General features: G+C 70.6%; 27 protein-coding genes. 8 read left to right on the plus strand and 19 right to left on the minus strand.

What is annotated here, in order from left to right; translation table 11 throughout:
• Nucleotides 1-104: 104 nt before the first annotated feature.
• Entirely contained in the window at nucleotides 105-1,412 is a 1,308-nt protein-coding gene (locus MNO14_RS04050; RefSeq protein ID WP_241945500.1) for an MFS transporter, read from the minus strand.
• Nucleotides 1,409-2,581 (minus strand): acetylornithine deacetylase, encoded by a 1,173-nt coding sequence (gene argE / locus MNO14_RS04055; protein WP_241945501.1) that lies wholly within the window; start codon nucleotides 2,579-2,581, stop codon nucleotides 1,409-1,411. The genes MNO14_RS04050 and argE overlap by 4 nt, the downstream gene beginning before the upstream one ends.
• Nucleotides 2,582-2,846: 265 nt before the next feature.
• Here argE and MNO14_RS04060 point away from each other — a divergent pair, with 265 nt between their 5' ends.
• From MNO14_RS04060 to MNO14_RS04080, 5 genes are all read left to right on the plus strand, one after another.
• Nucleotides 2,847-3,758, plus strand: coding sequence for an alpha/beta hydrolase-fold protein (locus MNO14_RS04060; RefSeq protein WP_241945502.1), 912 nt, complete (start codon nucleotides 2,847-2,849; stop codon nucleotides 3,756-3,758).
• Between the two features lie 193 nt (nucleotides 3,759-3,951).
• Complete coding sequence (locus MNO14_RS04065; RefSeq protein ID WP_241945503.1) at nucleotides 3,952-5,424, plus strand: amino acid permease; 1,473 nt, start codon at nucleotides 3,952-3,954, stop codon at nucleotides 5,422-5,424.
• A gap of 24 nt (nucleotides 5,425-5,448) precedes the next feature.
• On the plus strand, nucleotides 5,449-6,888 hold the full coding sequence (locus MNO14_RS04070) for an amidase family protein (protein WP_241945504.1): 1,440 nt from the start codon (nucleotides 5,449-5,451) through the stop codon (nucleotides 6,886-6,888).
• Between the two features lie 34 nt (nucleotides 6,889-6,922).
• Nucleotides 6,923-8,530: an alpha/beta hydrolase fold domain-containing protein gene (locus tag MNO14_RS04075; RefSeq protein WP_241945505.1), complete on the plus strand. Its 1,608-nt coding sequence runs from the start codon at nucleotides 6,923-6,925 to the stop codon at nucleotides 8,528-8,530.
• A gap of 87 nt (nucleotides 8,531-8,617) precedes the next feature.
• Entirely contained in the window at nucleotides 8,618-10,015 is a 1,398-nt protein-coding gene (locus tag MNO14_RS04080; protein ID WP_241945506.1) for an amino acid permease, read from the plus strand.
• A 58-nt stretch (nucleotides 10,016-10,073) separates the two neighbouring features.
• Here the strand turns inward: MNO14_RS04080 and MNO14_RS04085 are convergent, their stop codons facing one another.
• From MNO14_RS04085 to MNO14_RS04160, 16 genes are all read right to left on the minus strand, one after another.
• Entirely contained in the window at nucleotides 10,074-10,904 is an 831-nt protein-coding gene (locus MNO14_RS04085; protein WP_241945507.1) for a prolyl oligopeptidase family serine peptidase, read from the minus strand.
• 24 nt (nucleotides 10,905-10,928) lie between these two features.
• Nucleotides 10,929-11,567, minus strand: a complete 639-nt coding sequence (locus tag MNO14_RS04090; RefSeq protein WP_241945508.1) for a DUF1294 domain-containing protein — start codon at nucleotides 11,565-11,567, stop codon at nucleotides 10,929-10,931.
• A 12-nt stretch (nucleotides 11,568-11,579) separates the two neighbouring features.
• On the minus strand, nucleotides 11,580-12,941 hold the full coding sequence (gene mgtE, locus MNO14_RS04095; protein ID WP_241945509.1) for a magnesium transporter: 1,362 nt from the start codon (nucleotides 12,939-12,941) through the stop codon (nucleotides 11,580-11,582).
• A 169-nt stretch (nucleotides 12,942-13,110) separates the two neighbouring features.
• Entirely contained in the window at nucleotides 13,111-14,844 is a 1,734-nt protein-coding gene (gene ptsP / locus MNO14_RS04100) for a phosphoenolpyruvate--protein phosphotransferase (RefSeq protein WP_241945510.1), read from the minus strand.
• 58 nt (nucleotides 14,845-14,902) lie between these two features.
• Nucleotides 14,903-15,172 carry an HPr family phosphocarrier protein gene (locus MNO14_RS04105; protein ID WP_241945511.1) on the minus strand — a complete coding sequence of 90 codons (270 nt, stop codon included), beginning with the start codon at nucleotides 15,170-15,172 and terminating at the stop codon, nucleotides 14,903-14,905.
• A 41-nt stretch (nucleotides 15,173-15,213) separates the two neighbouring features.
• Nucleotides 15,214-15,606 (minus strand): PTS fructose IIA subunit family protein, encoded by a 393-nt coding sequence (locus MNO14_RS04110; RefSeq protein ID WP_241945512.1) that lies wholly within the window; start codon nucleotides 15,604-15,606, stop codon nucleotides 15,214-15,216.
• Nucleotides 15,607-15,713: 107 nt separating this feature from the next.
• On the minus strand, nucleotides 15,714-16,583 hold the full coding sequence (gene rapZ, locus MNO14_RS04115) for an RNase adapter RapZ (RefSeq protein WP_241945513.1): 870 nt from the start codon (nucleotides 16,581-16,583) through the stop codon (nucleotides 15,714-15,716).
• The gene (hprK, locus tag MNO14_RS04120; protein ID WP_241945514.1) at nucleotides 16,580-17,539 is read right to left on the minus strand and encodes an HPr(Ser) kinase/phosphatase; all 960 of its coding nucleotides are present in this window, start codon (nucleotides 17,537-17,539) and stop codon (nucleotides 16,580-16,582) included. The genes rapZ and hprK overlap by 4 nt, the downstream gene beginning before the upstream one ends.
• On the minus strand, nucleotides 17,536-18,009 hold the full coding sequence (locus MNO14_RS04125) for a PTS sugar transporter subunit IIA (RefSeq protein WP_241945515.1): 474 nt from the start codon (nucleotides 18,007-18,009) through the stop codon (nucleotides 17,536-17,538). The genes hprK and MNO14_RS04125 overlap by 4 nt, the downstream gene beginning before the upstream one ends.
• Before the next feature lie 186 nt (nucleotides 18,010-18,195).
• Nucleotides 18,196-18,522, minus strand: coding sequence for a ribosome-associated translation inhibitor RaiA (gene raiA, locus MNO14_RS04130; protein WP_241945516.1), 327 nt, complete (start codon nucleotides 18,520-18,522; stop codon nucleotides 18,196-18,198).
• A 135-nt stretch (nucleotides 18,523-18,657) separates the two neighbouring features.
• Entirely contained in the window at nucleotides 18,658-20,106 is a 1,449-nt protein-coding gene (locus MNO14_RS04135) for an RNA polymerase factor sigma-54 (RefSeq protein WP_241945517.1), read from the minus strand.
• Nucleotides 20,107-20,142: 36 nt separating this feature from the next.
• Nucleotides 20,143-20,862, minus strand: a complete 720-nt coding sequence (lptB, locus tag MNO14_RS04140) for an LPS export ABC transporter ATP-binding protein (RefSeq protein WP_241945518.1) — start codon at nucleotides 20,860-20,862, stop codon at nucleotides 20,143-20,145.
• Nucleotides 20,862-21,428, minus strand: a complete 567-nt coding sequence (gene lptA / locus MNO14_RS04145) for a lipopolysaccharide transport periplasmic protein LptA (RefSeq protein WP_241945519.1) — start codon at nucleotides 21,426-21,428, stop codon at nucleotides 20,862-20,864. The genes lptB and lptA overlap by 1 nt, the downstream gene beginning before the upstream one ends.
• Complete coding sequence (gene lptC, locus MNO14_RS04150; protein WP_241945520.1) at nucleotides 21,406-21,969, minus strand: LPS export ABC transporter periplasmic protein LptC; 564 nt, start codon at nucleotides 21,967-21,969, stop codon at nucleotides 21,406-21,408. Before lptC ends, lptA begins: the two co-directional genes overlap by 23 nt.
• Nucleotides 21,966-22,517 carry an HAD hydrolase family protein gene (locus MNO14_RS04155; protein WP_241945521.1) on the minus strand — a complete coding sequence of 184 codons (552 nt, stop codon included), beginning with the start codon at nucleotides 22,515-22,517 and terminating at the stop codon, nucleotides 21,966-21,968. The genes lptC and MNO14_RS04155 overlap by 4 nt, the downstream gene beginning before the upstream one ends.
• A 33-nt stretch (nucleotides 22,518-22,550) precedes the next feature.
• Nucleotides 22,551-23,489 carry a KpsF/GutQ family sugar-phosphate isomerase gene (locus MNO14_RS04160; protein WP_241946256.1) on the minus strand — a complete coding sequence of 313 codons (939 nt, stop codon included), beginning with the start codon at nucleotides 23,487-23,489 and terminating at the stop codon, nucleotides 22,551-22,553.
• Between the two features lie 234 nt (nucleotides 23,490-23,723).
• Here MNO14_RS04160 and MNO14_RS04165 point away from each other — a divergent pair, with 234 nt between their 5' ends.
• The 3 genes from MNO14_RS04165 to MNO14_RS04175 are packed head-to-tail and all read left to right on the plus strand — an operon-like array spanning nucleotide 23,724 to nucleotide 25,533.
• Nucleotides 23,724-23,972, plus strand: coding sequence for a BolA/IbaG family iron-sulfur metabolism protein (locus MNO14_RS04165; protein WP_241945522.1), 249 nt, complete (start codon nucleotides 23,724-23,726; stop codon nucleotides 23,970-23,972).
• The gene (gene murA / locus MNO14_RS04170) at nucleotides 23,972-25,231 is read left to right on the plus strand and encodes a UDP-N-acetylglucosamine 1-carboxyvinyltransferase (RefSeq protein WP_241945523.1); all 1,260 of its coding nucleotides are present in this window, start codon (nucleotides 23,972-23,974) and stop codon (nucleotides 25,229-25,231) included. The genes MNO14_RS04165 and murA overlap by 1 nt, the downstream gene beginning before the upstream one ends.
• Nucleotides 25,232-25,233: 2 nt before the next feature.
• Complete coding sequence (locus tag MNO14_RS04175) at nucleotides 25,234-25,533, plus strand: hypothetical protein (RefSeq protein WP_241945524.1); 300 nt, start codon at nucleotides 25,234-25,236, stop codon at nucleotides 25,531-25,533.
• 134 nt (nucleotides 25,534-25,667) lie between these two features.
• On the opposite strand, the gene MNO14_RS04180 is transcribed toward MNO14_RS04175, so the two are convergent.
• Complete coding sequence (locus tag MNO14_RS04180; protein ID WP_241945525.1) at nucleotides 25,668-26,384, minus strand: DUF3108 domain-containing protein; 717 nt, start codon at nucleotides 26,382-26,384, stop codon at nucleotides 25,668-25,670.

The raw sequence follows: 26,384 nt of genomic DNA on the forward strand, positions 1-26,384 counted from the left end.
GTCCCCTTTCAGGATGTCGTGCGTCGGCGGCGTATCCGCGTCCTGTCACGATCGTGTGATAACGCAGGCGCCGCCCGGCCCGCTTGGCAGGTCAGCGCGGGCGCTTAGCCATTCGATGCCGACGCGGCGGCTTCGCTCGCGCCAATGTCGGCGCGCAGGTGCCGGGCCGCCATCACGAAGCCGAACACCGACAAGGCCGAGCCCGCGGTCGCGGCCAGCATCGCGTAGCGCAGCGAGTCCTCGCCCAGCGCCGGTCGCCACAGATCGCTGGCCAGACCGACGAACTGCGGCCCCAGGCCAAGGCCGACGACGTTGTCGATCAGGATCAGGGTCGCCACCGCGGTGGCGCGGCTGCGCAGCGGCACCAGCCGCTGGACGACCGCGATCGTCGGACCGATGAAGGCGGCGGTCAGCGACAGCGGCACGATCGCCGCAGCCAGCGCGATGCCGGTGTCCCGGGCCAGGAAGCAGATCGGCGCCAGCGGCAACGGCGCCAGGGCGGCCAGTGCCGGGATGTAGGCGTACCAGCGCTGGTCGCGGCGTCCCAGGCGGTCGGCGAAGTATCCGGCCGTGTACGTTGCCAGGCCGCCGCACACGCCCATGATCAGCGCCATGACGATGCCGATGTCGCGTGTCGACATGCCGTGGCTGCGATCGAGAAACAGCGGAAAGAAGCTGCCCAGGGCGTAGGCGGTGAAACACGTCGACGACGCGCCGAGCGCGGTGTAGCGAAACGCGCGACTGCGCCAGAGTTGCACCATCACCGTAGCGAAACCCGGTGCGTCCTGTTGCGCGGCGCGCGCCGGATCGTGCGCGCCGCGCTTGGGATCGCGGACGGTTGCCAGCAGCACCAGGGTCAGTGCGAGCCCAGGCAGACCGGCTGCGATGAAGGCGATGCGCCAGCCCCAGGCGTGGGCGATCGCGCCGCCGGCAGCGAAGGCGACCAGCACGCCGAGGTTGGCGCCGGTGGCGTACACCGCTTGGGCGCGGGCGCGCCGCTCCGGCGGATACAGATCGGTGATCATCGTCTGCGAGGCGGGGCCGGTGCCGGCTTCGCCCACGCCGGTCAGGACCCGCGCCACCGCCAGCTGCCAGAACTGCGCGACCAGGCCGCAGGCAATGGTCATCGCCGAGAACAGGGCCAGTGACGCGGCGATCAGCCGACGTCGATTGACGCGGTCGGCGAGCAGCGCCAGCGGCAGCCCCATCGTGGCGTAGAACAACGCGAACGTCGGTCCCACCAGCAGACCCAGCACGGTGTCCGACAGGTCGAACTCCGCTTTGACCTGTGGCAGCAGGATCGACAGGATCTGGCGATCGATGAAGTTGACCAGATAGATGGCGGTCAGTACGCCGAGGACCCAGCCGCGACTGCCGACGATCCGTTGCGGCGACGCGGGCAGGGCGCTCATTCGCACAGCGCCTCGATCAGGCGATCCATGAATGCTTCCGCTGCGGCGAGCTGGTCGATCGCGATGTACTCGTCGGGCTGGTGGGCCTGTGCGATCCAGCCCGGCCCGCAGATCACCGTGGGCAGACCCGCGCGCTCGAACAGCCCCGCCTCGGCGACATAGGACGCGGCCTGGCGCGTGTCGCTGCCGGCCAGGCGGGCGATCAGTGCCCGTGCCGGTGCGTCGAGTGCGCCGGTCAACGGCGGCACGTCGGACAGCACCTCGGTGGCAATGCCGCAGTCCTCGAAGCGGGCGCGGATATCGGCCCCCAGCTGCCGGGCCAGGACGTCGACCTCGTCGAAGACCCGGCGCGCCTCGTCCGGCGTGCCGGCGCGGATGTCCCACACGAACGTGCAGCGCCGGGCCAGGATGTTGGGCGCAGTACCACCTTCGACCAGGCCGATCGTGACTGTCGCATGCGCGGGCTCGAAGCCGGTGCACGTCGCCGGCGCAGTGGCCAGCCGCTCGGCGATCGCCACGATCCGGGCCATCAACTGCGCGGCCACCATGGTCGCGCTCACGCCCAGATGGGTCTGGCTCGAATGCGCTTCGTGGCCGAGCACGGTGGTCCGCAGTCCCATGATGCCCTTGTGGCGGTCCACCACCTGCATGCCGGTCGGTTCGCCGACGACGACCAGGCGCGGCCTGGGCACGTTGGCCATCAAGGCCTCGATCAGCGCGGGCGCGCCGAGCAGTCCGACCTCTTCGTCGTAGGACAGCGCGAAATGCACCGGACGTGTCAGCCGCGCGCCAAGCATGGCCGGCACGCGCGACAGACCGGCGGCGATGAACCCCTTCATGTCCGCAGCCCCACGCCCGTGCAGGCGCCCGTCGCGCTCGGTCAGCGTCCACGGATCGCTGCGCCAGGACTGACCGTCGACCGGCACCGCGTCGGTATGTCCCGACAGCACGACGCCGCCCGGTACGTGGGGTCCGATCGAGAACAGCAGGTTCGCCTTGCCGCCGCCGGCTGCCGGGATCCGTGTCGAGCGCACGCCCAGCGTTTCCAGCCAGTGCTCGATCGATTCGACCAGGGCGAGGTTGGAGTTGCGCGAGGTCGTGTCGAAGGCGACCAGATGGGCAAGCCAGTCGCGTGCGCTGGCGGGGAAGGCGGGAAGCGGAATGGTCAAGTCCTGGCCTGCTGCGGGAGCGAGCTCCGAGCCTAGCCGCGCGCCGGCGCCGTGGACATGCCGATCTTGCCCGCGGCTTATCCGAAACAGCCCGGACCGGCCCGGACGTCTTGCCCTCGCACGACGGGGCTGCATCAATGGTCGAGTTCGCCAGCATGCGAGGCGAGCGTTCTGGAACGGGGGCGGCGCAGTGGGTCGATCGACCACCGCCGGTGGCGAGTGCGGGATCAGCAGACAGGAGCGCGACATGGCGGGGATATGCAGGGTGGGTTGGCGCTACGGCGCGGCACTGCGAGGCGCGATGGTCGTCGTGGCGTTGTGCCTGTACAGCCTGCAGGCCTGGGCCCGCCCGGCACCCCGTGAGGCGGTGCGGCCGCAGGCGACGGGCTACACAATGCCGGCGACCGAGGTTTGGGAGCTCGCCGCCCACAGCGGCGAGGTGTACCGGATTTTCGTGTCCTACCCCGCCGGCAAGGAGGACGAGTCGCCCGAGGACGGCTATCCGGTGCTGTACGTGCTCGATGGCAACGCCTACTTCGGCGCGTTCGCGCAGGCGCGCTGGGTGCAGGATGATCTGCCGGTCGGCAAGTCCATCGTCGTCGGCGTCGGCTATCCGGGCGACGCGGCCTGGGACGTGCGCCGGCTCAAGGACTTCACCGCGCCGTTGCTCGATCCGCCGCCGCGGCAATGGCGCGCGCTGGCGCAGTACGAAAGCGGCGCGCGCCGGCAGTTCCTGGACTTTCTGACCGGCAAACTGCGCGAGGAAATCGCCCGTCGCCATCGTGTCGATCCCGATCGCCAGTCCCTGTTCGGCCACTCGCTGGGCGGGCTGTTCGCGCTTTACGCGCTCTACGAACGGCCCGGCGCGTTCCACTCGATCGTCGCCGCCAGCCCGTCGATGGAATGGAATGCGCAGGGCATCCTCGAGGACGAGCGCGCGTTCACCGCGCGTCTGGCGAGCGGCGCGATTGCCGGCACCAGCCGCTTGATGGTCGTGGTCGGCGATCGCGACACCGACGACGATCCGGAGCCGGCCCGGGCACTCGTCGATCGGTTGGACCGACTGTCCGGCCAGGGCCTGCGCGTCCGCCTGCATCGCTACCCGGACGAGGTGCACGTCAGCGTGCCGGCTCGTGCGGTGACCGACGTCCTGCGGTTCGCGTTCGAGATCCGCTGACACGCCGCGTCATCGGTCGGGTCGCGGGATCGTATGGCGCAACCGCGGCCTGTTCGGCCAAGTCGGAGAGCGGGATGGCGAAGCGCCGGCTCCGCGTTGCGCACAGCATCGACGGCATGACCGCTCGCCGACGTCCCTCCCGCCGTGCCCGCACGCCATCGCCCGTGATCGCGCACCGCGTCGGTGACCGCCGGTGACCGCGCCGGTCCGGCCGGATGCCGCGCCCGGGCTGCAGCCGCGGCTCGGCTGGGACGCGCTGCTGGTGCTGGGCGTGGCCCAGATCCTGGGCGCCGGCGTGTACGTGTTGATCGGCACTGCGGCGTCGCTGTACGCCGGACCGGCGGTGACGGTGTCGTTCCTGATCGCGGGTCTGGCCTGCCTGCTGGTCGGCCTGTGCTATGCCGAACTGGCGTCCAGCGTGCCCGAGTCCGGATCGGCCTATAGCTACTGCAAGTCCACGATGGGCATCGGGCCGGCCTGGACCCTGGGCTGGTTACTGTTTCTGGAGTTCAGCGTGGCAGCGTCGCTGCTGGCGGTGGGGTTCTCCGGCTATCTGGCCAGTCTGCTGGTCGATCTGCGCATCGCGCTGCCGGCGGCGGTGTCCACGCCAGCGATCGTGCTGCAGCCCACGGGCGAGGGCGGATCGTTGGCGGTCAGCGGACACCTCAACCTGGTGGCCGCCGGCGCAGCGCTGGGCGCCGGTGCGGTCGTCGCGCTGGGGGTCAGTCGCTCGTCGCTCGCCAACGCCGTGCTCGTCGCGGTGAAGGTGCTGGTGCTGGTCGGTTTCATCGTCGCCGGCGCGACGGCGGTCGACCCGGCCAACTGGTCGCCGTTTCTGCCGCCCAACGAGGGGGGCTTCACCTATGGCTGGGAAGGCGTGGCGCGGGCCGCGGCGCTGCTGTTCTTCGCATTCCTGGGCTTTGAGACCGTCTCCACGGCGGCAGCCGAAACCCGCAATCCGCAGCGCGATGTGCCGATCGGCATCCTCGGTTCGCTGGCGATCTGCGCGACGCTGTATGTGGCCGCGGCGATCGTGTTGACCGGACTGGTGCCGTTCCGCGACCTCGATGTGCCCGATCCGATCGCGCTCGCGGTCGACCGCATCGGCTGGCCGCAGTTCGCGGTGGTGATCAAGATCGGCGCGCTTGCCGGATTGGCATCCGTCCTGCTGGCCAACGCCTTCGGGCATTCGCGGGTCTGCTACGCGATGGCGCGCGACGGCCTGCTGCCTGACCTGTTCGCCCGCCTGCATCCCACCCGCAACAGCCCGTGGATCGCCAATCTGCTGCTCGCGACGCTGGCCGCGGTCAACGCCGCGCTGCTGCCGATCTCGGTGATGGCCGACCTGATCTCGTTCGGGGTCGCCTTCATGTTCGCGATCGTGGCGATCGCGCTGATCCGCATGCGCAGCCTGCCAATCGGGCGGCCCGGGCGCTTCCGGGTGCCGCTGGGCGGCGTGCGCATCGGCGGCATCTGGTTCGGCGTGGTGCCGGTCGCGGCGATCGTGCTGAGCTTCGCGATGACGCTGCCGGTGGCGTTGGACATCGCGCAGCAGGCCCGCGATGGCGACCTGCTGCCGATCGCCCTGCTGGGCGGCTACGCCGTGCTCGGCGCCTTGCTCTACCGCTTCTACGGCCGCGATCGCGCGTTGCGGCGCTCTGCCTGACTTCCCTCGACACGACTTGCCTGCATGCCTCATCACGACACGCTGACCCGGTCCGATGCGTTCCGCATCGGACGCCTGGATGCCCACGACCAGGCCGCGCTGGTGCGGTCCGGCCAACTCGATGCCGCCGGCCTGATCGACGCGGCGATCCTGCGCATCGAGGCGCTCGATCCTGCGTTGCAGGCCTTGAGTCATCGCGCGTTCGAGCCGGCCCGGCGTGAGGCGGCCGAACTGGACCGCGCACACACGCGCGCGCCGATGGCCGGTGTGCCGTGGCTGCCGAAGGATTCGCTGGACTATCCGGGCATGCCGACGCGTTCGGGGTCGCGCAGTCGCAGCGCCACACTGGTCGCGCACGGGCATCCGTATGTGCAGCGTCTGGTCGCGCAGGGCCTGGTTGCCGTCGGCAAGTCGGCGATGCCGGAGTTCGGCCTGCTCGCGTCGACCGAGCCGCTGCTCGGTCCGGTGACCCGCAACCCCTGGTCGCTGGCGCATTCGCCCGGCGGCTCGAGCGGCGGTGCGGCGGCCGCGGTCGCCGCCGGCCTGGTGCCGGTCGCGCACGGCAGCGACGGCGGCGGCTCGATCCGGTTGCCGTCCTCGTGCTGCGGCGTCGTCGGCCTCAAGCCCGGCCGCGACAGCACCGTGCGTGTACGCGACCGCCATCTGGTCGAAGACCTGCTGGTGGCCGACGGTCTGCATGCGCGCAGCGTCCGCGATGTCGCCTGGGGCTTCGCTACGACCCATCCGCAGGTCGGGCGTCCGATGGTCCGTGCACCGTCGGCGCGCCGCCTGCGTATCGGCGTGATCGAGCAGGGCCTGCGCGGCGCGGCGCCGCACCCGGAGGTGCGCGACGCGGTCGCGCGTACGGCCACGCTGTGCGAGGCGCTGGGGCATCGTGTCGAACGCGTGCGCTGGCCGATCGACGGCGACGCCTTCCTGACCGCATTCGAGGATCTGTGGTCGCACCTGGCCGCTGATGCCGTCGATGCAGCCACCGCGCTGATCGGTGGCCGCCGGCTGGAGGATGCGCTGGAGCCGTGGACGCTGGCGCTGGGCGCGCGCGCCCGTGCACTGCCCACGCGCGCGCTCGAAGACGCGTACGCACAGATCGCCGGGTTGCCGCGCCAGCTGTCGGCCTTCTACGCGACCCACGATGTCGTGCTGACGCCGGTGGTCAGCGCGCCGCCGCCGCCGATCGGCACATTCGCGCCCGAGTTGCCGACGGAGGCCCTGATGCAGACGATGTTCGCGTGGATCGACTACACGCCGCTGCAGAACATGGCGGGTACGCCGGCGATCTCGCTGCCGCTGGGCATGTCTACCGACGGGCTGCCGATCGGTGCGATGTTCGCCGCCGATCGCGGCCAGGAGGATGTGCTGCTCGCACTGGCCTACGAACTCGAAGCCGCGGCGCCGTGGGCCGACCGCTGGCCCGCGCATTCGGTGGCTGCACCGGCCGCCTGACCGTCCTTGCTGATTTCCCCCCGACCAGGTTCGCATGTCCATGTCTTCCCCGTTTCAAGCCCGCTCCGCGCGCGATGTCGCCGACCTCGTCGCCGAGCAACCGTTCGCCTGGATCGTGTCCGGCGCCGCCGGTGCGCTGGTCACCACACCGCTGCCCGTCCAGCTCGAATGCGATGCCGATGGCACGCCGCTGCGCCTGCTCGGGCATTTCGCCCGCCGCAACCCGCAATGGCGTGCGTTCGTCGAGGATCCGCGCGCCACCGTGCTGCTGCTGGGGCCGCATGGCTATGTCTCGCCATCGTGGTTCGCCGATCGCACGCGCGCGCCGACCTGGAACTATGCCGCGGCGGTGTTCCAGGTCGAGATCGAACTGCGCGACACGCCGGAGGACGCGGACGCGCTGTTGCGGCATCTCACCGACGATCTGGAGCGCGACCGTCCCGGGGCCTGGCGCGCGGACGAGGTGGGTGCGCGCTACGAGACCTTGCGCGAGGGCGTGGTCGGCTTCCATGCGCACGTGCGCGCCACGCACGCCACCTTCAAGCTGGGCCAGGACGAGCGCGACGATGTGTTCGACGACATCCTGCGCGGCCTGTGGGACACGCGCCAGCACGACCTGGCGGCGTGGATGCGGCGCTTCGACGACGGCCGCGGCGCCGATGCGATCGCCGCGATCGAACCGCGTGCGCGGCCGATCGATCCGGAGATCGCCGGTTTCATCGACAGCGTGATCGCCGAGGGCCGGCGGCTGGTCGCCGGACGTGACCTGGACTGGCCTGCGCGGCGCGAGATCGTCGAACAGGTCCGGCGGCCCTGGCGGGAGGGCGGCCCGGTCATGGGCCGCACCGAGGAGGTGACCGCACCGACCCGCCACGGCCCGGTGCGGCTGCGTATCCACGATCCCGCCCCGGGCGTACCCAAGCCGACGCTGGGGTTCCTGCATGGCGGCGGCTGGGCGATGTTCAGCCTCGACACCCACGACCGGGTGATGCGCGAACTGGCAGCGCGCGCTGGTGTCGCGGTCGTCGGCATCGACTACGCGCTGTCGCCCGAGGTGCATTATCCGGTCGCGCTCGAACAGGTCGTCGATGTCGTGCGCTGGCTCCAGGACCACGGCGCCGCGCATGGGCTGGATGCATCGCGGCTCGCGCTGGGCGGGGATTCGGCCGGCGGCAACCTCACCACCGGCGCGTTGCTGGCGTTGCGCGATCAGGGGGAGGGCGGGCGCGTGGCCGCGGCGCTGAACTACTACGCCGGCTACACGCCCGACTGCTCGCCGCATTCGCGCCGCCGCTACGGCACCGCCGAGGACATGCTGACCGCCGCCGAGGTGGATACGTTCTGGAACCACTACATTTCCCGGCCCGGCGACCGCAATGCGCCTTATGCGCACGGCTTGCTCGCCGAGGTGGAGGGACTGCCGCCGTTCTTCATCGGTGTCGGCGAGTGCGACGTGCTCGCCGAGCAGAACCTGACGATGGCCGGCAAGCTGCTGGCCGCCGGCGTCGGCGTCGAGGTCAAGCTCTACAAGGGCGCCCCGCACAGCTTCATCGAGGCCGTGTCGGTCTCGGCCATCGCCCGGCAGGCGCTGGAGGACGGTGCCGCATTCCTGCGCAGGCGCTTCGACCTCGATCGCGACTGACCGCTGCCGGTCGCGCGTCCGGGGCCGGCGCCGAACGCGCGGCCGCGATCCTGTATCGTGCCTCGCTTTCGAACCAGGCCGGCCCTGATGCAGCCCACCCGCACGCCCCAACCACAGGCCGGCCGCCCGGTCGCGACCGCCGCGCACGCGCTCAAACCCCGTCAGTTGGTGATGATGGGGCTGGGCAGCGCGATCGGCGCCGGTCTGTTTCTGGGCTCGGGCGTCGGCATCCAGGTCGCCGGCCCGGCGGTGCTGCTGTCCTACCTGATCGCCGGTGCGCTGGTGATCGTGGTCATGCACGCGCTCGGCGAGATGGCTGCGGCCAAGCCGGCCAGCGGTGCGTTTTCGGTCTACGCCGAGGACGCGATGGGCGCGACCGCCGGTGCCACGGTCGGCTGGCTGTGGTGGCTGCAGGTGGTGATCGTCATCGCCGCCGAGGCGGTCGGCGCCGCCGGCCTGCTGGCCACCTTGTGGCCCGGCGTCTCGGTACCCGGATTGGCGCTGACCTTCATGGCCATGTTCACCGCGATCAACCTGCTGGGTGTGCGCCACTTCGGCGAATTCGAGTTCTGGTTCGCGATCCTCAAGGTGGTCGCGATCCTGGCCTTCATCGCGGTTGGCGTCGCGCTGCTGCTGGGCTGGCTGCCGGACGTCGCATCGCCGGGGCTGGCACATTTCCATGCCGATGGCGGCTTCGCGCCGAACGGGCTGATGGGCATCGGCGCGGCGCTGCTGGTGGTGGTGTTCGCGTTCGGCGGCACCGAGATCGTCGCCATCGCCGCCGCCGAGACCGACGATCCGGCGCGCAGCCTGGCGCGCGCGATCCGCACCGTCGCCTGGCGCATCTTGGTGTTCTATCTGGGCTCGATCGCGGTGATCGTCGCGGTGGTGCCGTGGAGCAGCCCGGCGCTGGCCTCGCCGTTCGCGGCGGTGTTGCAGGTGGCGCGTATTCCCGGCGCGGCGGCCGCGATCACCCTGGTCGCAGTGATCGCGCTGCTATCCGCGCTCAACGCTAACCTCTATGGCGCGTCGCGGATGATCTGGTCGCTGGCCCGGCGCGGCGAGGCGCCGGCGGTGCTCGGTCGCAGCGACCGCCGCCAGGTGCCGGTCGCCGCGGTCCTGGCCAGCGTCGCCTTCGGCTTCCTCGCGGCGGGCCTGGAGCTGCTGTTCCCGCAGCGGGTGTTGCCGGTACTGCTCAACATCGTCGGCGCGACCTGCCTGCTGGTCTGGACGATCGCGCTGGTCTCGCAGCTGATCCTGCGCCGTCGCGCCGACCGCACCGGCGCTGCACTGCCGTACCGGATGCGCGGGTTCCCGGTGCCGACGCTGGCCGCGCTGGCGATCCTGGGGCTGATCTTCGTGCTGTTGATCGTGTCCCCGGACACCCGTGCGCAGTTCCTGTCGATGGTGCTGCTGGTCGCGGTGATCGCCGCGCTTGGCGCGTTGGCGCGCCGGCTGCGGTCGAGCGCGCGCGCCGCGCCTTAGTCGTGTGTCGCGCGCGGCCGGCGATGCCGGTCCGCGTTCGGCACGGGCGACGCGTCGCTCAGCGCCGCTGCGCGAACAGCCAGTCCCACAGCGCCGGCGTGGCGTAGGCCGCGTCCCAGCTGTTGTGGTTGGCCTCGGGGAACTCGGTGTAACGCACGTCGGCGCCGACGCGCTGCAGCGCTGCGTACATCCGGCGCGACTGCTCGGGGGGCACGACATCGTCGCGGGCGCCGTGAAACAGCCAGCTCGGGATGTCGCGCAGGCGTTGCGCGGCGGCATCGAACGGGTCGGGCGCATCGCGGGTCGATTCGACCTGCAGACTGTTGAGATCGGGGCGCGTGCCGGGCGGGGTGATGCCGCCGCAGACCGGCACCAGCGCGGCAAAGCGCTCGGGCGCACGCAAGGCCAGCGACCAGGTGCCGTAGCCGCCGCGGGACATGCCGGTCAGCGACGTGCGGCGCGGGTCGCCATCGAATTCGGTAGTCGCGGCATCGAGTGCAGCCAGTGCCATCGACGCCACGTCGCCTTCCCACGACGTGCCCTCGGGCGATTGCGGGAATACCACCAGGGCCGGGAAATCGGCCGCATGCGTGCGCACGTACGGACCCAGGCCGGAGCGGGTCTGCCTGTCGCCGTCGCTGCCGCGTTCGCCCGAGCCGTGCAGGAACAGCACCACCGGCAGCGGCCGGGGCACCGCCGCCGCTGGCACGAAGACCTGGTAGGCATAGTGGCGTCCGCCGACCTCGACCGCGCGACGCACGAAGCGGCCCGAGGCCGGTGTGGACGGCGACGAGCGGCAACCGGCGAGCCAGGCCGCGCCACCGGCGCCGGCGAGTGCGAGACCGCGCAGTACGCGGCGGCGGGAGGTGGAATCGGGGGACTGGGACATCGGAGACTCCAGGACGGGGCGCGCTCAGAGGGCGGGCCGAAGGACGAGGGCGAGGGCGATCGCGTGCAGTGCGATCATCGCCACAAAGACATGGCGGTAGGCGCGTTTGGCGCTCTTGTGTCGCAGCAGGCGCTGCGCCAGCCAGGCGGCCGGCCAGCCGCCGAGCAGTTCGAACAGGTGTAACTGGGCCTCGGGCGTGCGTCGGCGTCCGGCCTGTGCGGCGCGCTTGTCGAGCGCGTAAGTCCCAAAGGTGACCAGGTTGAGGACGGCCAGCGCCGGGACCAGCGCCACGGGCAGGCGGCCGGTGTCGATGCCCCAGGCCACGGCTGCGGCCCACAGCGCGATCGCCAGCGTCATCGTCAGCGCCCCGCCCGAGCCGCGTGCGTGCGAGCGCGGGGCCGGCGGTGCCTGACGCGACCGACGCGTGCGGGTGGCGGCCAGTGACACGCGCACCACCCGGTGGGCGCGCCAGCGGCCATCGGGCTGACGTTCGGGCGTGTAGCGCACGATCTCGCCGACGTCCGGCCGACGGCCGCCTTGGTGGTAATCGCGGATGTGGAAGAACGCGCGTGGCCCGTCTGCGGGATCGAGCGGCTCGATAAACCCGTAGCCGCGGCTATCGTCCCAGCTGGCGATCTTTCCCGGTTGCGAGGTCGGCGGCATCGGCGGGCGTCTTCAGCGCAACATGATCACAGTGGCCAGGCCGAGGAAGCTGAAGAAGCCCATGATGTCGGTCACCGCGGTGACAACGACGGTGCCGGCGACCGCGGGGTCGACGCGCATGCGCTTGAGCAGCAGCGGCAGCAGCACGCCGGCGGTCGCGGCCGAGCAGAAATTGATGACCAGCGCGGTGAAGATCACCAGCGACAGCACCCAGTCGTGGAACCAGACCAGCGCGACCAGCCCGACCAGTGTGCCGATCAACATGCCGTTGATCAGCGCCACGCGCAGTTCCTTCCACATCAGAATGCGCGCGTTGCTGGCGCCCACCTGGCCCAATGCCAGGCCGCGCACCATCAGCGTGAGCACCTGCACCGCAGCGTTGCCGCCGATGCCGGCGACGATCGGCATCAGCACCGCCAGCGCGACCACCTGTTCGATCGTCGCCTCGAAGCGGCCGATCACGAAGGCGGCCATGAACGCGGTCAGCAGGTTGATGCCCAGCCACACCACGCGGCCGCGCACCGCGCGCCGGATCGGCGAGAACAGGTCTTCGTCCTCGTCCAGGCCCGCCGCGCCCAGAGCCTGGTGCTCGGCCTGCTCGCGGATGATGTCGACGACGTCGTCGACGGTGATCCGGCCCAGCAGCACGTTGCCGTCGTCGACCACCGGTGCGGACACCCAGTCGTTGTCGGAGAACTGGCGCGCGACCTGGTCGGCCGATTCATCGACGTGGATCGAGTCGAGCTCGTCGTCGATCAGCCGGTTGATCGGGGTGCCGGGATCGCGGGTCACCAGATCCTGCAGCGCAACCCAGCCGATCAATTGGTGACGGCGATTGACCACGTACAGATGGTCGGTGTGATCGGGCAGTTCGCCGCGCAGACGCAGGAAGCGCAGCACCACGTCGACTGTGGTGTCGGCGCGCACCGTCACCACGTCGGGGTTCATCAATCGACCGGCGGTGTCCTCGGGATAGGAGAGCACCTGCTCCAGACGTTCGCGGTTCTCCCGGTCCATCGAGTGCAGAAGCGTATCGATGACCGCATCGGGCAGATCCTCGACCAGGTCGGCGAGGTCGTCGATATCGAGATCTTCGACCGCCGCGACCAGCTCGTCGGGATCCATGTCCGCGATCAGGCTCTCGCGGACCTCGTCGCCGACGTGGACCAGCACCTCGCCATCGTCGTCGGCATCGACCAGCCCCCAGACCACGATGCGCTTGTCGTGGGGCAGGGACTCGAGCAGGTTGCCGATCTCCGCCGGCGCCAGCGTGTTGACCATGCGCCGCACCGGCCCCAGCCGCCCGCTGTCGAGGGCATCGGAGAGCAGGCGCAGCTGGCGCGCGGTCTTGTCGTGGCGGACGGCTTCGGCCATCAACGGCTCCGTTGCGCGTCGCGACGGACGCGGCGCGACTGGGTCAGATGTGCATCGGCGCATTATCCGCGCTGTGTTGCGGAATAGGAACGGTCCAGCGGCGGGAAGACGCGGCTGCCATCACACCACGGTCAGGCCGGCACCGTCCGCGGGCCAGCGGCGATCGGACTCAGGCGGCCCCGCGCGCCGGCTGCGCGGCGTCGAGCCAGCGTTCGATCGCCGCGCGGTCGCGCGCGCGCAGCAACGCCGGTGTCCGCGATCGTAGGGCGCCCAGGTCGATCCCGCGGATCGCACGGCGTACTTCCAGCAACGGCGACGGGTGCAGGCTCAGTTCCTCGATGCCCAGCGCCAGCAGCAGTGGGGTGAAGCGTGCGTCGCCGGCGATCTCCCCGCAGACCGAGGCTGAAATGCCGCGTGCGCGCGCCACGCGCACGACACCGTGCAGCAGGCGGATCACCGCCGGGTGCAGCGGCGAGTACAGGTCGCCGAGCGCGTCGTTGTTGCGGTCGGCCGCCAGCAGGTACTGCACCAGGTCGTTGGTGCCGATCGACAGGAAGTCGAGCTCGCGCACGAACGTAGGCAGCGCGATCGCCGCCGACGGCACCTCGATCATCGCCCCCAACGCGATCCGCTCGGCGGTCTCGTGTCCCTCGCCGCGCAGGTCGCGCTGGACCCGGTCCAGCAGCCGGCGCACGGCGACGACCTCCTCGCGGCCGCTGACCATCGGCACCAGTACCCGCACCGGGCCGTAGCCCGAGGCCCGCGCGATCGCCCGCAACTGGGTCTCCAGCAAACCGGCGCGCGCCATCGACAGCCGGACGCCGCGCAGGCCCAGCGCGGGGTTGGGCTCGTGGCGCAGGGCCAGGCCGGTGTCGTCGGCCTTGTCGGCGCCGATGTCGAGCGTGCGGATCGTCACCGTGCGGCCGGTCATGCCCAGCACCAGATCGCGATAGGCGCGGAACTGCGCGTGCTCATCGGGGATCTCGCGGCCCTGCAGGAACAGGAACTCGGTGCGGTAGAGGCCGACGCCGGCGACACCCAGCGCGTGCGCCTCGGCGACATCCTCGCGCGATTCGGCATTGGCCCACAGCTTCATGTCGACGCCGTCGAGCGTCTTGCTCGGCTCGCGCCGGAGCCGGCGCAACTGCTTGCGCTCGCGCTTCTCCTCGCGCACCCGCGCGCGGTAGGCGCGCAGGTCCTCGGCATTGGGCTCGACGACGATCTCGCCGGTGCCGCCATCGACGACCAGCACCGCGCCGTCGTTGATCTGGGCCAACGCCTGCGGCGCGTTGACGATCAGCGGCAACTGCAGGCTGCGGGCGAGGATCGCCGAATGCGACAGCGTGCTGCCGGTGGAGGTGATGATGGCCAGCACACCCTGGGCCTGCAGCCGGCCGATCTCCGACGGCGCGATGGCATCGGTGACCAGGATCTCGCCAGCCACACCCTGCAGCTCGGCCTCGTGCGCGTGCAGCGCGGCATGCACCCGCCCGATGACGTGGTCGATGTCCTCGATGCGGCTGCGGAAGTAGGCATCGTCCATGCCTTCGAACACCGCCGCCAGACGGTCGCGCTGCAACCGCAATGCGTAGTCGGCACCGTACAGCCCGGTGCCGACGAGTTCGTCCAGGCCCTGCAACAGTTCCGGGTCGTCCAGCAGCAACGTGTGCAGGTCGAGGAACTCGCCCACCTCGTGGGCCAGCGCGCCGTGCAACTGGTCGCGCATGGTGCGGATCTCGCCGCGCACCTGGGCGATCGCAGCGTGCAGTCGCGCCAGCTCGGCCGGCGCCTGCGCCGCGCTGATGCGCTCTTCGGCGACCTCCAGCGCATGCGGTTCGCGGACGCGCGCACGCCCCAGCGCGTTGCCGCGCGAGGCGCCGTGCCCGTGCAGCGACTGCCGCATCAGGCGCGCTCGCCCGTCGCTGGGCGGCAGGTTGCGCGAGCGGGCGGGAAGGCGTTCATCACCCTTCCTCGTCGAACCGGCGTTCGAACAGCGCGGCGGCCGCGTCCATCGCGGCGGCTTCGTCGTCGCCATCGAGCCGCAGCACCACCCGCGTGCCGTGCCCGGCCGCCAGCAGCATCACCCCCATGATGCTCTTGGCGTTGACCTCGCGGCCCTTGGCGAGCAGCGTCGCATTGCAGCGGAAGCCCGACAGCACCTGCACCAGTTTGGCGGTGGCGCGCGCATGCAAGCCGAGCTTGTTGGCGACGAGCAGTTCACGTTCGATCATCGGGGGCGGGGCCTGTCCTGGAAGCGGGAGAAGGGGGCGCGTCAGGCATCGTCGAGGACGACGCCGTTGCGGGCGCCCGCCGCGGCGGTGGCCGGCAGCGTGTCGAGCGCCTGCTCAGGATAATTCATCACCCGCAGCAGCATCGGCAGGCTGAGCGCGGAGATGCGCCGGGCCGGGGTGCCGAGCCGCGCGAGCTGGGCGGCGACGTTGCTGGGGCTGGCGCCGTAGAGATCGGTGAGGATCAGCACGCCGTCGCCATCGTCCACTGCGCGCATCGCCGCGCTGGCCTTGGGCAGCGACACCTCGAGCGCCTCGTCGAAGGGCACCTCGAACACCGCGGTGCGCAGCGGCAGTTGCGTCAACAGGCGTACGGCCACCGCGTGCATCGCCGTGCCGATACCTTCGTGGGTCAAGAGGAGTACGCCGACAGCCATGCTGGGACGTTACCAGAGCGAGGGGATCGCCCGGAAGCGTCGCGATCGCGATGCTGCGTCCCTCGTCGGTGTTGCGGCGGGTGCGGCAGTGCAGCAGGGGGCGGTCTTCAGTCGAGCTCGCGGTGCCAGGTCGCCACGTCCGGCCAGCCGGTCTCGCGGGCATGACGCGCGAGCGCTTCGGCCAGATAGACCGAGCGATGCCGGCCACCGCTGCAACCGAATGCGACGGTGACGTAGCTGCGCGTGGCGCTGCGCATGCGCGGCAGCCAGGTGTCGAGGAACTGCGTGACCTGCGCCACGAACTCGCCGACCTCGGCATGGGTCTCGAACCAGGTCCGTACATCGACATCGCGCCCCGACAGCGGCCGCAGGCGCGGATCCCAATGCGGGTTGGGCAGCGCACGGGCGTCGAACACGAAGTCGGCATCGGGCGGCACGCCGCGGCGGTAGGCGAAGGATTCGAACAGCAGCGACAGCGCATCGTTGTCGGCCAGTTGCAGTTCGGTGACCACGCGCCGACGCAACTGGTGGACATTGAGGTCGCTGGTGTCGATCACCGTGTCGGCCAGCGCCCGCAACGGTCGCAGCAAGGTGCGTTCCAGCGCGATCGCGTCGGCCAGCGACACGCCGACGCGGCTGAGCGGATGGCGGCGGCGGGTGTCGGCATAGCGGCGCAGCAGAATCTCGTCGCCGGTCTCGAAGAACACCAGGCGCGGGTCCAGCCCCATGCGACCGACCTCGGCCAGCCAGGTCGGAATCCGCGACAGGTCGGTATGCCGGTTGCGGACGTCGATGCCGACCGCGAGCCGCCGCGGCGGCTCGTCGTCGCGGGTCACGTTGCCGACGAACTCGGCCAGCATGCCGGCCGGCAGGTTGTCGACGCAGTAGAAGTCCAGGTCCTCGAGCGTGCGCAGCGCCACCGACTTGCCGGCGCCCGACAGGCCGCTGACCACGTACAGCAAGGGCGCATCGGTCATGGCGCGCCCCGCTCGAGGAACTGCGAGTGCCGAGCCAGGAACGCCGCCGCCGGGTCCAGGCCCTTGGTGCGCAGCACATGCGTGCGTGTCGCGGCCTCGGCGAGCACCGCCAGGTTGCGGCCGGGCATGACCGGCAGCGTGATCAGCGGCACGTCCAGGTCGAGCACGCGGCGGATGCCCAGGTCGCCGGTCAAGCGCACCATGCCATCGCTGTCGCCGGCCAAGGGGTCGGCGTTGGGCCGGCTCAGGTGCACGATCAGCCGCAAATACTTGTTCCGCTTGACCGCGGTGTCGCCGAACATCTCGCGGATGTTGAGCACGCCCAGTCCGCGCAGTTCCAGCAGGTCCTGCAGCAGCTCGGGGCAGGCGCCGTCGAGCACGTCCGGTGCGATCTGGGTGAACTCGGGCGCATCGTCGGCAACCAGGCGGTGGCCGCGGGTGATCAGCTCCAGTGCCAGTTCGCTCTTGCCCGATCCCGACTCACCGGTGATCAACACGCCGATCGAGTAAATCTCCATGAAAACCCCGTGCAGCGTGATCCTGGGCGCAAGCACGCGCGCCAGGTGGTACTGCAGCAGGTTCAGCAGTTCGTGGCCGCGCTTGGGCGAGCTCCACAGTGGCGTCTGCGATTCCTCGGCCGCCTCGCGCAGGTCCTCGGGGCAGGGCTGGTCCTTGCTGATGACCAGCGCCAGCGGGCGGTACTGGACGATGCGCTCGATGGTCTCCCAACGCAGCCGCGAATCCAGTCCGTCGAGCCAGGCCAGCTCTTCGGTGCCCAGAATCTGTACCTTGTTGGGATAGATGATGTTGAGGTAGCCGGCGAGCGACGGGCGGCGGGCGATCGTCTCCACCGCCTCGAGCGAGCGTTGCGCGCCATGCTGGCCGGCCAGCCAGCGCAGCCCCAGTCGATCGTGCAACTGCGCGAACAGCTCCTGCGCTTCGATGGTCGCGTTCATGCGCTGGCCGCAGTCGATTGCCCGACATCGTCGAGCAGCAGCGCCTGCAACGCGTGGCGGTCGTGCGCGCCGCGCAGCGCGTCGCGGAAGGCGGCATCGGAGAAGCGCTCCACCAGGCCCGAGAGGAACTGCAGGTGCTGCTCGACCAGGTGTTCGGGCACGCACATCGCAAAGACCAGGTCGACCGACTCGCCGTCCGCGGCGCCGAAGTCGACCGGCGACGACAGCCGCAGGAAGGCGGCGCGCGGCTCGTGGAACGCGCCGCTGCGTGCATGGGGAATCGCCACGCCGCGTCCGATACCGGTGCTGCCCAACTGCTCGCGTTCGCGCAGGGCGCGGCCGAGCAGTGGGGTCATGGTCGGCGAATTGCCGGACAGCAGGCGTGCGGCCGAATCCAGCACAGCGTCGCGGGAACCGGGCGCGACCAGCATCACGATGCGGTCGGCCGAGAGCAGATCGGAAAGAGGCATGCCGAGCGGGCTCGAGGACGGGGCGTGGGGCCAGCAGTCTAGCCCGATTCGACACGGTGTCGTCGCAGCACGCGGTCCAGGCCGTGGCGGGCGTGTCGCCTGCGGCCCGCGAGAGGGGATACGGGCGGCGCCCCGGCCCGTCGGTGTCGGCCGGCCGCGTCGCCGCGGCCGGCCAGGGCTATACGATCAGCCGAACGTGCCGTCGCGCGCGGTGTTCTCGCCGCGATGGTGGTCGACGATCTTCTTGCGATGCTTGACGACGATCCGGTCGAGCTTGTCGGTCAGCAGGTCGATCGCGGCGTACATGTCGATCGCGCTGGCGTCGACGTGCTGCGTCTTGCCGGCGATCGTCAGCGTCGCCTCGGCCTTGTGGTCGGGCTTCTCCAGGCTGAGCTGGACGCGGACCTCCAGCGGGCCGTCGAAATGCCGGGAGAGCTTCTGCAGCTTGGTCTCCACGTACTCGCGCAGTGCGGGCGTCACTTCGATCTGATGGCCATGGGTCTCGACGTGCATCGGCAACCTCCTTCAAGGTAGGAAACGGACCGTGCGCTGATGTCGCGGCGGTCCGGGTTCAGAGTAGCGCGGCCGGCGTGGCTGACAAGCGGCCACGGGTCGCACCCTTAGGGACCATCGTGCAGGGCGGGAAGTTCAGGCGATGCGAACGCGGTCGTGCGACGAGGCGATCTGCATTGCCTCGCGGTATTTGGCCACGGTGCGACGCGCGACCGGCACCCCGGCCGCCTTGAGCAGATCGGCCAGGCGCGCATCCGACAGCGGTTTGCGTGGATCCTCGGCGTCGATCAGGCCGCGGATCATCTGCTGGATCGCGGTGCTCGAAGCCTCGCCGCCGCCTTCGGTGCCGATGCCCGATGCGAAGAATGTCTTCAGCGGCAGGGTGCCGCGCGGGGTGTGCACGTACTTGCGCGCGACCGCGCGCGAGACCGTCGACTCGTGCATGCCGATCTCGTCGGCGACCTCGCGCAACGTCAGCGGCCGCAATGCGCGTTCGCCGAACTCCAGGAACCCCGATTGCTGGCGGACCAGGCAGCGCACGACCTTGAGCAGGGTTTCACCGCGTGCCTCGAGATTGCGCAGCAGCCAGCGCGCCTCCTGCAGCCGCCCGCGCAGATAGCCCGCATCGCTGCTGCAGGCGTGTTCGATCATGCGTTCGTAGCCGCGGTGGATCGTCAGCCGCGGATGCTGGCGGCCGGCCAGCGTCACGCGCCAGACGCCGTTGTGACGGCTGATCACGCAGTCGGGGGTGACGTAGTTGTCGTGCGGCACGCCGCCGATCCGTGCGCCGGGCCGCGGGTCGAGGCTGCGCAGCAGTTGCAGCGCGGTCTGTGCCTGCTCGAGCGTGTGGCCCAGTGCATCGGCCAGACCCTGCGGGCCGAGCCTGGGCAGTCGCTCGATATGCGTGGTCGCCGCCTGCAGCGCGATGGCGCGCGCAGGGGTGTCGGCGGGCAGCGCCTCGAGTTGCAGTCGCAGGCACTCGCCCAGGTCGCGCGCGCCGACGCCGGGCGGGTCGAAGCGCTGAATCCGGCACAGCACCGCGGCGATCTCCGCCTCGGTGGCGCGGGTTTCGGGCAGCAGCGCCTCGGCGATGCCCGCGAGCGTTTCGCGCAGGTAGCCGTCGTCGTCGATCGCATCGATCAGCGCGATGCCGATGTTGCGGTCCCGTGGCGAGACCGGGCTCAGATGCCACTGCCAGGACAGGTGATCGCGCAGGTCTTCGGACTGGACGATGCGGTCGGCGGGATCGCCATCGCTGTCGCTGTCGGCCTCGCCGCGCTGCCCGCCGGACGTCTGCCAGCCATCGTCACCGTCCCAGACAGGCGCTGCGCCCGCGTCGCCGTGTGTCCGGTCCGGTGCGTCGGGCGTGTCGTCGGCGGCGGCCGAGCCATCGCTGCGCTCGCCGGCGCTCGATGGGGCCAGCGTCGGGGCCTCATCCCAGTCGAGCAACGGATTGCTCTCGACCGCAGCCGCGATCTCGGTTTCCAGTTCCACCGCCGAGAGCTGCAGCAGATGCAGCGCCTGACGCAACTGCGGCGTCAAGACCAGGTGCTGCCCCTGCGATGTCTGCAACCGTGGCTTCATCGTCCCCGGATCTCCATGGCCGGATACGCGGACACGTTACAGACGGAAGGAATCCCCCAGGTACACGCGGCGCACGTCCGGATCGGCCAACAGCGCCTCGGGCGCTCCCTGCGCGAGCACGCCGCCATCGCTGAGGATATACGCGCGGTCGCAGATTCCCAAGGTCTCGCGGACGTTGTGGTCGGTGATCAGCACCCCGATACCGCGTTCCTTGAGATGGGTGACGATGCGCTGGATCTCGCCGACGGAGATCGGGTCGACGCCGGCGAACGGCTCGTCGAGCAGGATCATGCGCGGGTTGGCGGCGAGCGCGCGCGCGATCTCCACCCGACGGCGCTCGCCGCCCGACAGGCTGGCGCCGGCTTGGTCGGCGACGTGGCTGATCTGCAATTCGTCCATCAGATCGGCCAGTGCCTTGTCGCGCCCCGGCTTGTCGAGGTCCTCGCGCAGTTCGAGCACCAGCATGATGTTGTCGGCCACGCTGAGCTTGCGGAACACCGAGGGTTCCTGCGGCAGGTAGCCGACGCCGCGCTTGGCGCGGGTGTACATCGGCTCGGCGGTGATGTCGTGACCATCGAGTACGATGCGCCCGGCATCGGCCGGCACCAGACCGACGATCATGTAGAAACAGGTGGTCTTGCCAGCGCCATTGGGGCCGAGCAGGCCGACGACCTCGCCCGCCTCGAGCGTCAGCCCGAACTCCTTGACGACCTCGCGCTGTTTGTAGCGCTTGCGCAGCCCCTCGGCGACGAGCATCAGCGGCCGCCCTCCTGCGTAGGCTGGGCGGCCGGCTGCGCGGCAGGCGTGGCGGCCGGCTGTGCCGGCTGGCGGTTACGCGGCTCGAACTGCATGCGCACGCGCCCCTGGCCCTCGCCACCGCCCTGCACCTGGCCGGTGGACATGTTGTAGACGATCCGCTCGCCCTCCATGCGGCCGCGGCCGGGCTGGTTGACGATCGCGTTGCCGGTCAGCACGACGGTGTCGTTGGGCATGTTGTAGTCGGCCTGGGCGGCGGTGGCGTCGACCCAGCCGCCGTCGTCCATCTGCTGCTTCATCTTGACCGGGCCGCCGGTGAGGATCACCCGTTGGAACTCGCCGCCGTGGCGGCGCACGTCGGCACGGCTGGCCTGGATCTCAAGCGTGCCCTGGCTGATCGTGACGCCGTTGGTGAACAGGCAGGGCAGTTGTTCGTTGCTGACCGAGCAATCGCTGCCGCCGGCATCGACCGACAACGTCTGGTTGCGGTCGGCCGCCTTGGCCAGGACGGCGCCGGGCACCAGGGCCAGGACGAGGAGCAGGCTAGCGGCGGGAATTGGGTTCATTGCGGAATTTGACCTGGGAAAGGAGTTCGATCCGCCCCGACTCGAGATCGGCGCGCATGCCCGTGCCCTGCATTGTAGAGCCGGGCTGGACCACGTCCACGAGTGCGTCGGAGGCGGCCTGGTTGCGTTGCGGGAACACGTCGAGCGCTTCGGTACGCATCGTCGTGGGGCGCGGCGCACCGTCGGGGCTGGTCGCGGTGACCTCGCCGCGCAGACGCACCAGTTCGTTGTCATCCGAGACCCAGCCGGTCTTGGACCGGACCTGCCAGTGGCCGCCGGACTCGGCAGGGATGTTGAACACCGGGGTGACCAGTTCCAGCGTGCGCGCGCCCGGGGTCTGCTGCAGTTGCGGCGCCTGCACTGCGAACGCTTCGCGGCCGTCGCTGTCGAGCGCGACGAGGTCGAAATCACGCAGCAGGTAGTCGGTGCGGGTGTCGGCGGGACCGTCGACGGTCAACCGGTCCTTCTGGCGCCAGGCCGACCAGCCCGACACCAGTGCGCCGGTGAGCAGCAACAGCGTCAGTCCCAGGCGCCAGTTCACGAGACCCGCCCGTCGGCGTGGATCGTCGCCAGGCGCCCCTGTGCGTGCAGGATCAGGTCGCACAGTTCGCGGCCCGCGCCGCGCCCGCCCGGCGCGCGGGTGCGCCAGTGCGCGGCCGAAACGGCGCAGGCGTTGGCGTCGGCCGGGGCCACTGCGAGGCCCGCCTCGCGCATCGCGCCGACGTCGGCCAGGTCGTCGCCCATGAACGCAACCTGGTCGTCGTCCAGGCCGAGTTCGGCGCACAGCGCGACGACCCGGGCCCGCTTGTCGGCGACGTGCACATGCGCCTGCACGCCGAGGTCGGCGGCGCGGCGCTCGACGATGCCGCCCGGGCGCGCGGTGACCATTGCCACCGTGATTCCGGCCTTGCGCAGCAGCACCAGGCCCTGGCCATCGTGGACGTGGAAGGTCTTGATCTCGCGCCCCTCGCTGTCGAAGCCGAGCCCGCCGTCGGTCAGCGTGCCGTCGACGTCGAAGCAGGCCAGGCGCACGCGCGCCGCGCGCGCGAGCACATCGGGCGGCACGTGGTCGAAAAGAGAGGCGGGCATCGGCGTCGTTCTGTCCATGAATGGAGAGTGGGGTTACACCACGCGGGCGCGCAACAGGTCCTGAATATTGAGGGCGCCCACGACCCGGCGCTCGGCGTCGAGTACCGGCAGCATCGTGATCTTGCGCGTCTCCATCAGCCGCGCGGCTTCCACCGCCAGCGCGTCGGCGTCGATCGCGATCGGGTCGCGGGTCATGACATCGGCAATGCGGGCATCGCGCACGTCGATGCCCGGGTCGGTGAGTGTCCGCCGCAGGTCGCCGTCGGTGTACAGGCCGATCAGCCGCTGCGCCTCGTCCACGACGACGGTCATGCCCAGCCGCTTGCGGCTCATCTCCATCAGCGCATCGGCCAGCGAGGCGTCCGCGCGCACCGCCGGCACCTCGTCGCCGCCATGCATGACATCGCGGATGTGCAGCAGCAAGCGCCGGCCGAGCGCGCCGGCCGGGTGGGAGCGGGCGAAGTCGTCGGCGGTGAAGCCGCGCGCGTCCAGCAGCGCCACCGCCAGCGCATCGCCCATGACCAGCGAGGCGGTCGTGCTGCTGGTCGGCGCCAGTGCCAGCGGGCAGGCTTCGGCCGGCACGCTGATGTCGAGATGGATGTCGGCGGCGGTGGCCAGCGTCGAGGCGGGGCGGCCGGTCATCGCGATCAGCCCGTTGCCCTGGCGCTTGAGCACCGGCAGCAGCATCAGGATCTCGTCCGATTCGCCCGAGTACGACAGCGCCAACACCACGTCGGCGTCGGTGATCATGCCCAGGTCCCCGTGCCCGGCCTCGCCCGGATGCACATAGAAGGCCGGGGTGCCGGTCGAGGCCAGGGTCGCAGCGATCTTGCGCGCGATATGGCCGGACTTGCCCATGCCGGTGCACACGACCCGGCCTCGGCACTCGAGCATGCGCGTGCAGGCGGCGGTGAAGGCGCCGTCGAGTCGGGCGGCCACGGCGTGCAGGCCCTGAACCTCGACCTCGAACACCTGGCGTCCGCTGTCGGCGAACGCCGCCGTACGTGGGGCGGGGGGGGCGGAGACGGCCTGGGCCGCGTCGTCGAACGTATCCGGCAAGGGTCTTTTCCGTTAGGCTAAGCCATTCATTTTATGCGCTTCCCGGCGTGAATGCCCCGCGACCGTCGGCGGCGTCGAAGACGGCTCATCCCCGCTTCACGCGAGGCGGCGCCCGGCCCGTCCTGCGGCGCCCACAGGATCGAAGACTTGGATACCCGCACCATCACCGCACTCATCCAGCAGGGCATGCCCGACGCCCATGTGCATGTGGAGGGCGCCGACGGCGTCCATTTCGAAGCGCTGGTCGTCTCGCCCGCCTTCGCCGGCAAGCTGCCGCTGGCCCGCCATCGCATGGTGTACGCCACGCTCGGTACCCGCATGGGCGGCGAGATCCACGCGCTGGCGCTGCGCACGCTGACCCCCGACGAACACGCGCGGCAGACGGGGCAGGGCTGATGGACAGCATCATCGTCTCCGGCGGCGCCACACTGCAGGGCGAGGTCCGCATCTCCGGCGCCAAGAACGCCGTGTTGCCGATCCTGTGCGCGACGCTGCTGGCCGACGCGCCGGTCGAGATCGGCAATGTCCCGCATCTGCACGACGTGCTGACCACGGCCAAGCTGCTGGCCGGCCTCGGTGCCGGCGTCGAGCACGACGTCGAGGGCGCGCGGGTGATCGTCGATCCGCGCGGTGTGCACAGCCACGTCGCGCCGTACGAACTGGTGCGCACGATGCGCGCCTCGGTGCTGGTGCTTGGGCCGCTGCTGGCGCGCTTTGGCGCGGCCGAAGTGGCGCTGCCCGGCGGCTGCGCGATCGGCGCCCGGCCGGTGGATCTGCACATCAAGGCGCTCGAGGCGTTGGGCGCGACGATCACCGTCGAGCATGGTTTCATCCGCGCCCGTGCGCAGCGCCTGCTCGGCGGGCACGTGGCGTTCGAGACGATCAGTGTCGGCGCGACCGAAAACGTGCTGATGGCCGCGACGCTGGCCGAGGGCGACACGGTGATCGACAACGCCGCGCGCGAACCGGAGATCGTCGATCTGGCGCAGTGCCTGGTCGCGATGGGCGCAGACATCCGCGGCGCCGGCACCTCGCGGATCGAGGTCCGCGGCGTGGAGACGCTGCACGGCGCGCATCACGCGGTCGTGGCCGACCGCATCGAAACCGGCACGTTCCTGGTCGCCGCGGCGATGACCGGTGGGCGGGTGACCGTCACATCCGCGCGTCCCGACACGCTCGGCGCAGTGCTCGACAAGCTGCGCCAGGCCGGCGCCGAAGTGACCATCGACGGGGACCGCATCACGCTCGATATGCAGGGCCGCCGCCCGCGCGCGGTCGACATCGTCACCGCGCCGCATCCCGGGTTCCCGACCGACATGCAGGCCCAGTTCATGGCGCTCAACTGCATCGCCGACGGCCGTGGCACGATCGACGAGACGATCTTCGAGAACCGCTTCATGCACGTCAACGAACTGATGCGCCTGGGCGCGGAGATCGACATCGACGGGCCGCGGGCCTCGGTCACCGGGGTCGAACGGCTGAGCGGCGCGCCGGTGATGGCGACCGACCTGCGCGCCTCGGCGTCGCTGATCCTCGCTGGTCTGGTCGCCGATGGCGACACCACGATCGACCGCATCTACCACCTCGACCGCGGCTACGAGCACATCGAGCGCAAGCTCGGCGGCCTTGGCGCGAACATCCGACGGGTGCGCTGACGATGGCGTTTCGCGGTCGCATGTCGAGCCGGCGGGTCGCGCTGTTCGCGACGCTTGCCGTGGTGCTGCTGGCGCTGGGCTGGATGCGCTACACCGGCGCGGCGGCCTTGAGCGGGATCGAGTTCAAGGACATGGACTGGAACGAGGACGGTGAATTGACCCGCAGCGAGGTGCTGCAGGGCTTCTTCACGATCGTCGCCGTGCGCACGACCGACGGCACCCGCAGTTGCGTCGACTACCGCCGACGCGGCTCGGGCGAATCAATCCGCGTCGAATGCCGGACCACGCCCACCGCGCCGTAGCAAGGGGGCGGCGTGCGATTTTGCTTCGCGAAATTGCACGCTGACCCCGGTTTCGACCCGGGCGGTTTGCCGTCATCGCGCCAATAAACAAGGCCCCGCAGTGCGGGGCCTTATTCGTGCTGCGTCAGCGGCGCTCAGTTCACCGATTGCAGGCGCATGTCGATATGGTCGCTGCCGTCGCGGCGCTGCAGCAGCCGCGCCGGCACCGGCAGGTCGTCGACGATCCACGCCACGATCTGGCGCCGCCCGTCGGTGCGCACCACCTTGGTGGCCTGCAGCGTGCGGCCGCCGACGGTCACCGCCTCGGTGCCCTGGCGCTCGAACACCTGGCGCTTGCTGCGGCCGTCCTCGACAAGGCGATAGCGCAGCGGCGAGCGGCCGGCCTGCACGTCGCGCACCAGCACCAGGTTCATCAGCATGCCGTCCAGGTCGCCGGTCTGCAGCTTCACCGGGCCGCCCTGGTCGTCCTTGACGTCGCCGCTCCAGCGCGCCTCGCCGGCGTTCCAGTCGTAGGTCGCGTTGACACTGCGACGCTTGACCAGCATCGCCGCCAGGCCCGACTCGCCGCGCTGGGAGTCGGTGCTGCTGATCGGCCGCCACTGGTCGCCGTTGGCTTCGAACACCGTGCTCTGCTCGAGCCGGGCGCCGGCACCTGCGACATTGAGGCTGTACTTCCAGCGCTCGCTGCCTTCGCGGGCGAGCTTCATGTCGGCCTGCCCACGCAGACCCATGAAGGTCGTCTGGTAGGTCGCAGTGAAGGGCTCGAGCGCCAGCGCCGGTAGCGTGGCGAGCGACAGCAGGGCGGCGCCGCAGGCGGCGAGCAGGCGGGGGCGGCGGGTCGTCTGGGGCAT

It is taken from the genome of Luteimonas sp. S4-F44 (assembly GCF_022637415.1).
In the GTDB taxonomy this organism is placed as follows: Bacteria; Pseudomonadota; Gammaproteobacteria; order Xanthomonadales; family Xanthomonadaceae; genus Luteimonas.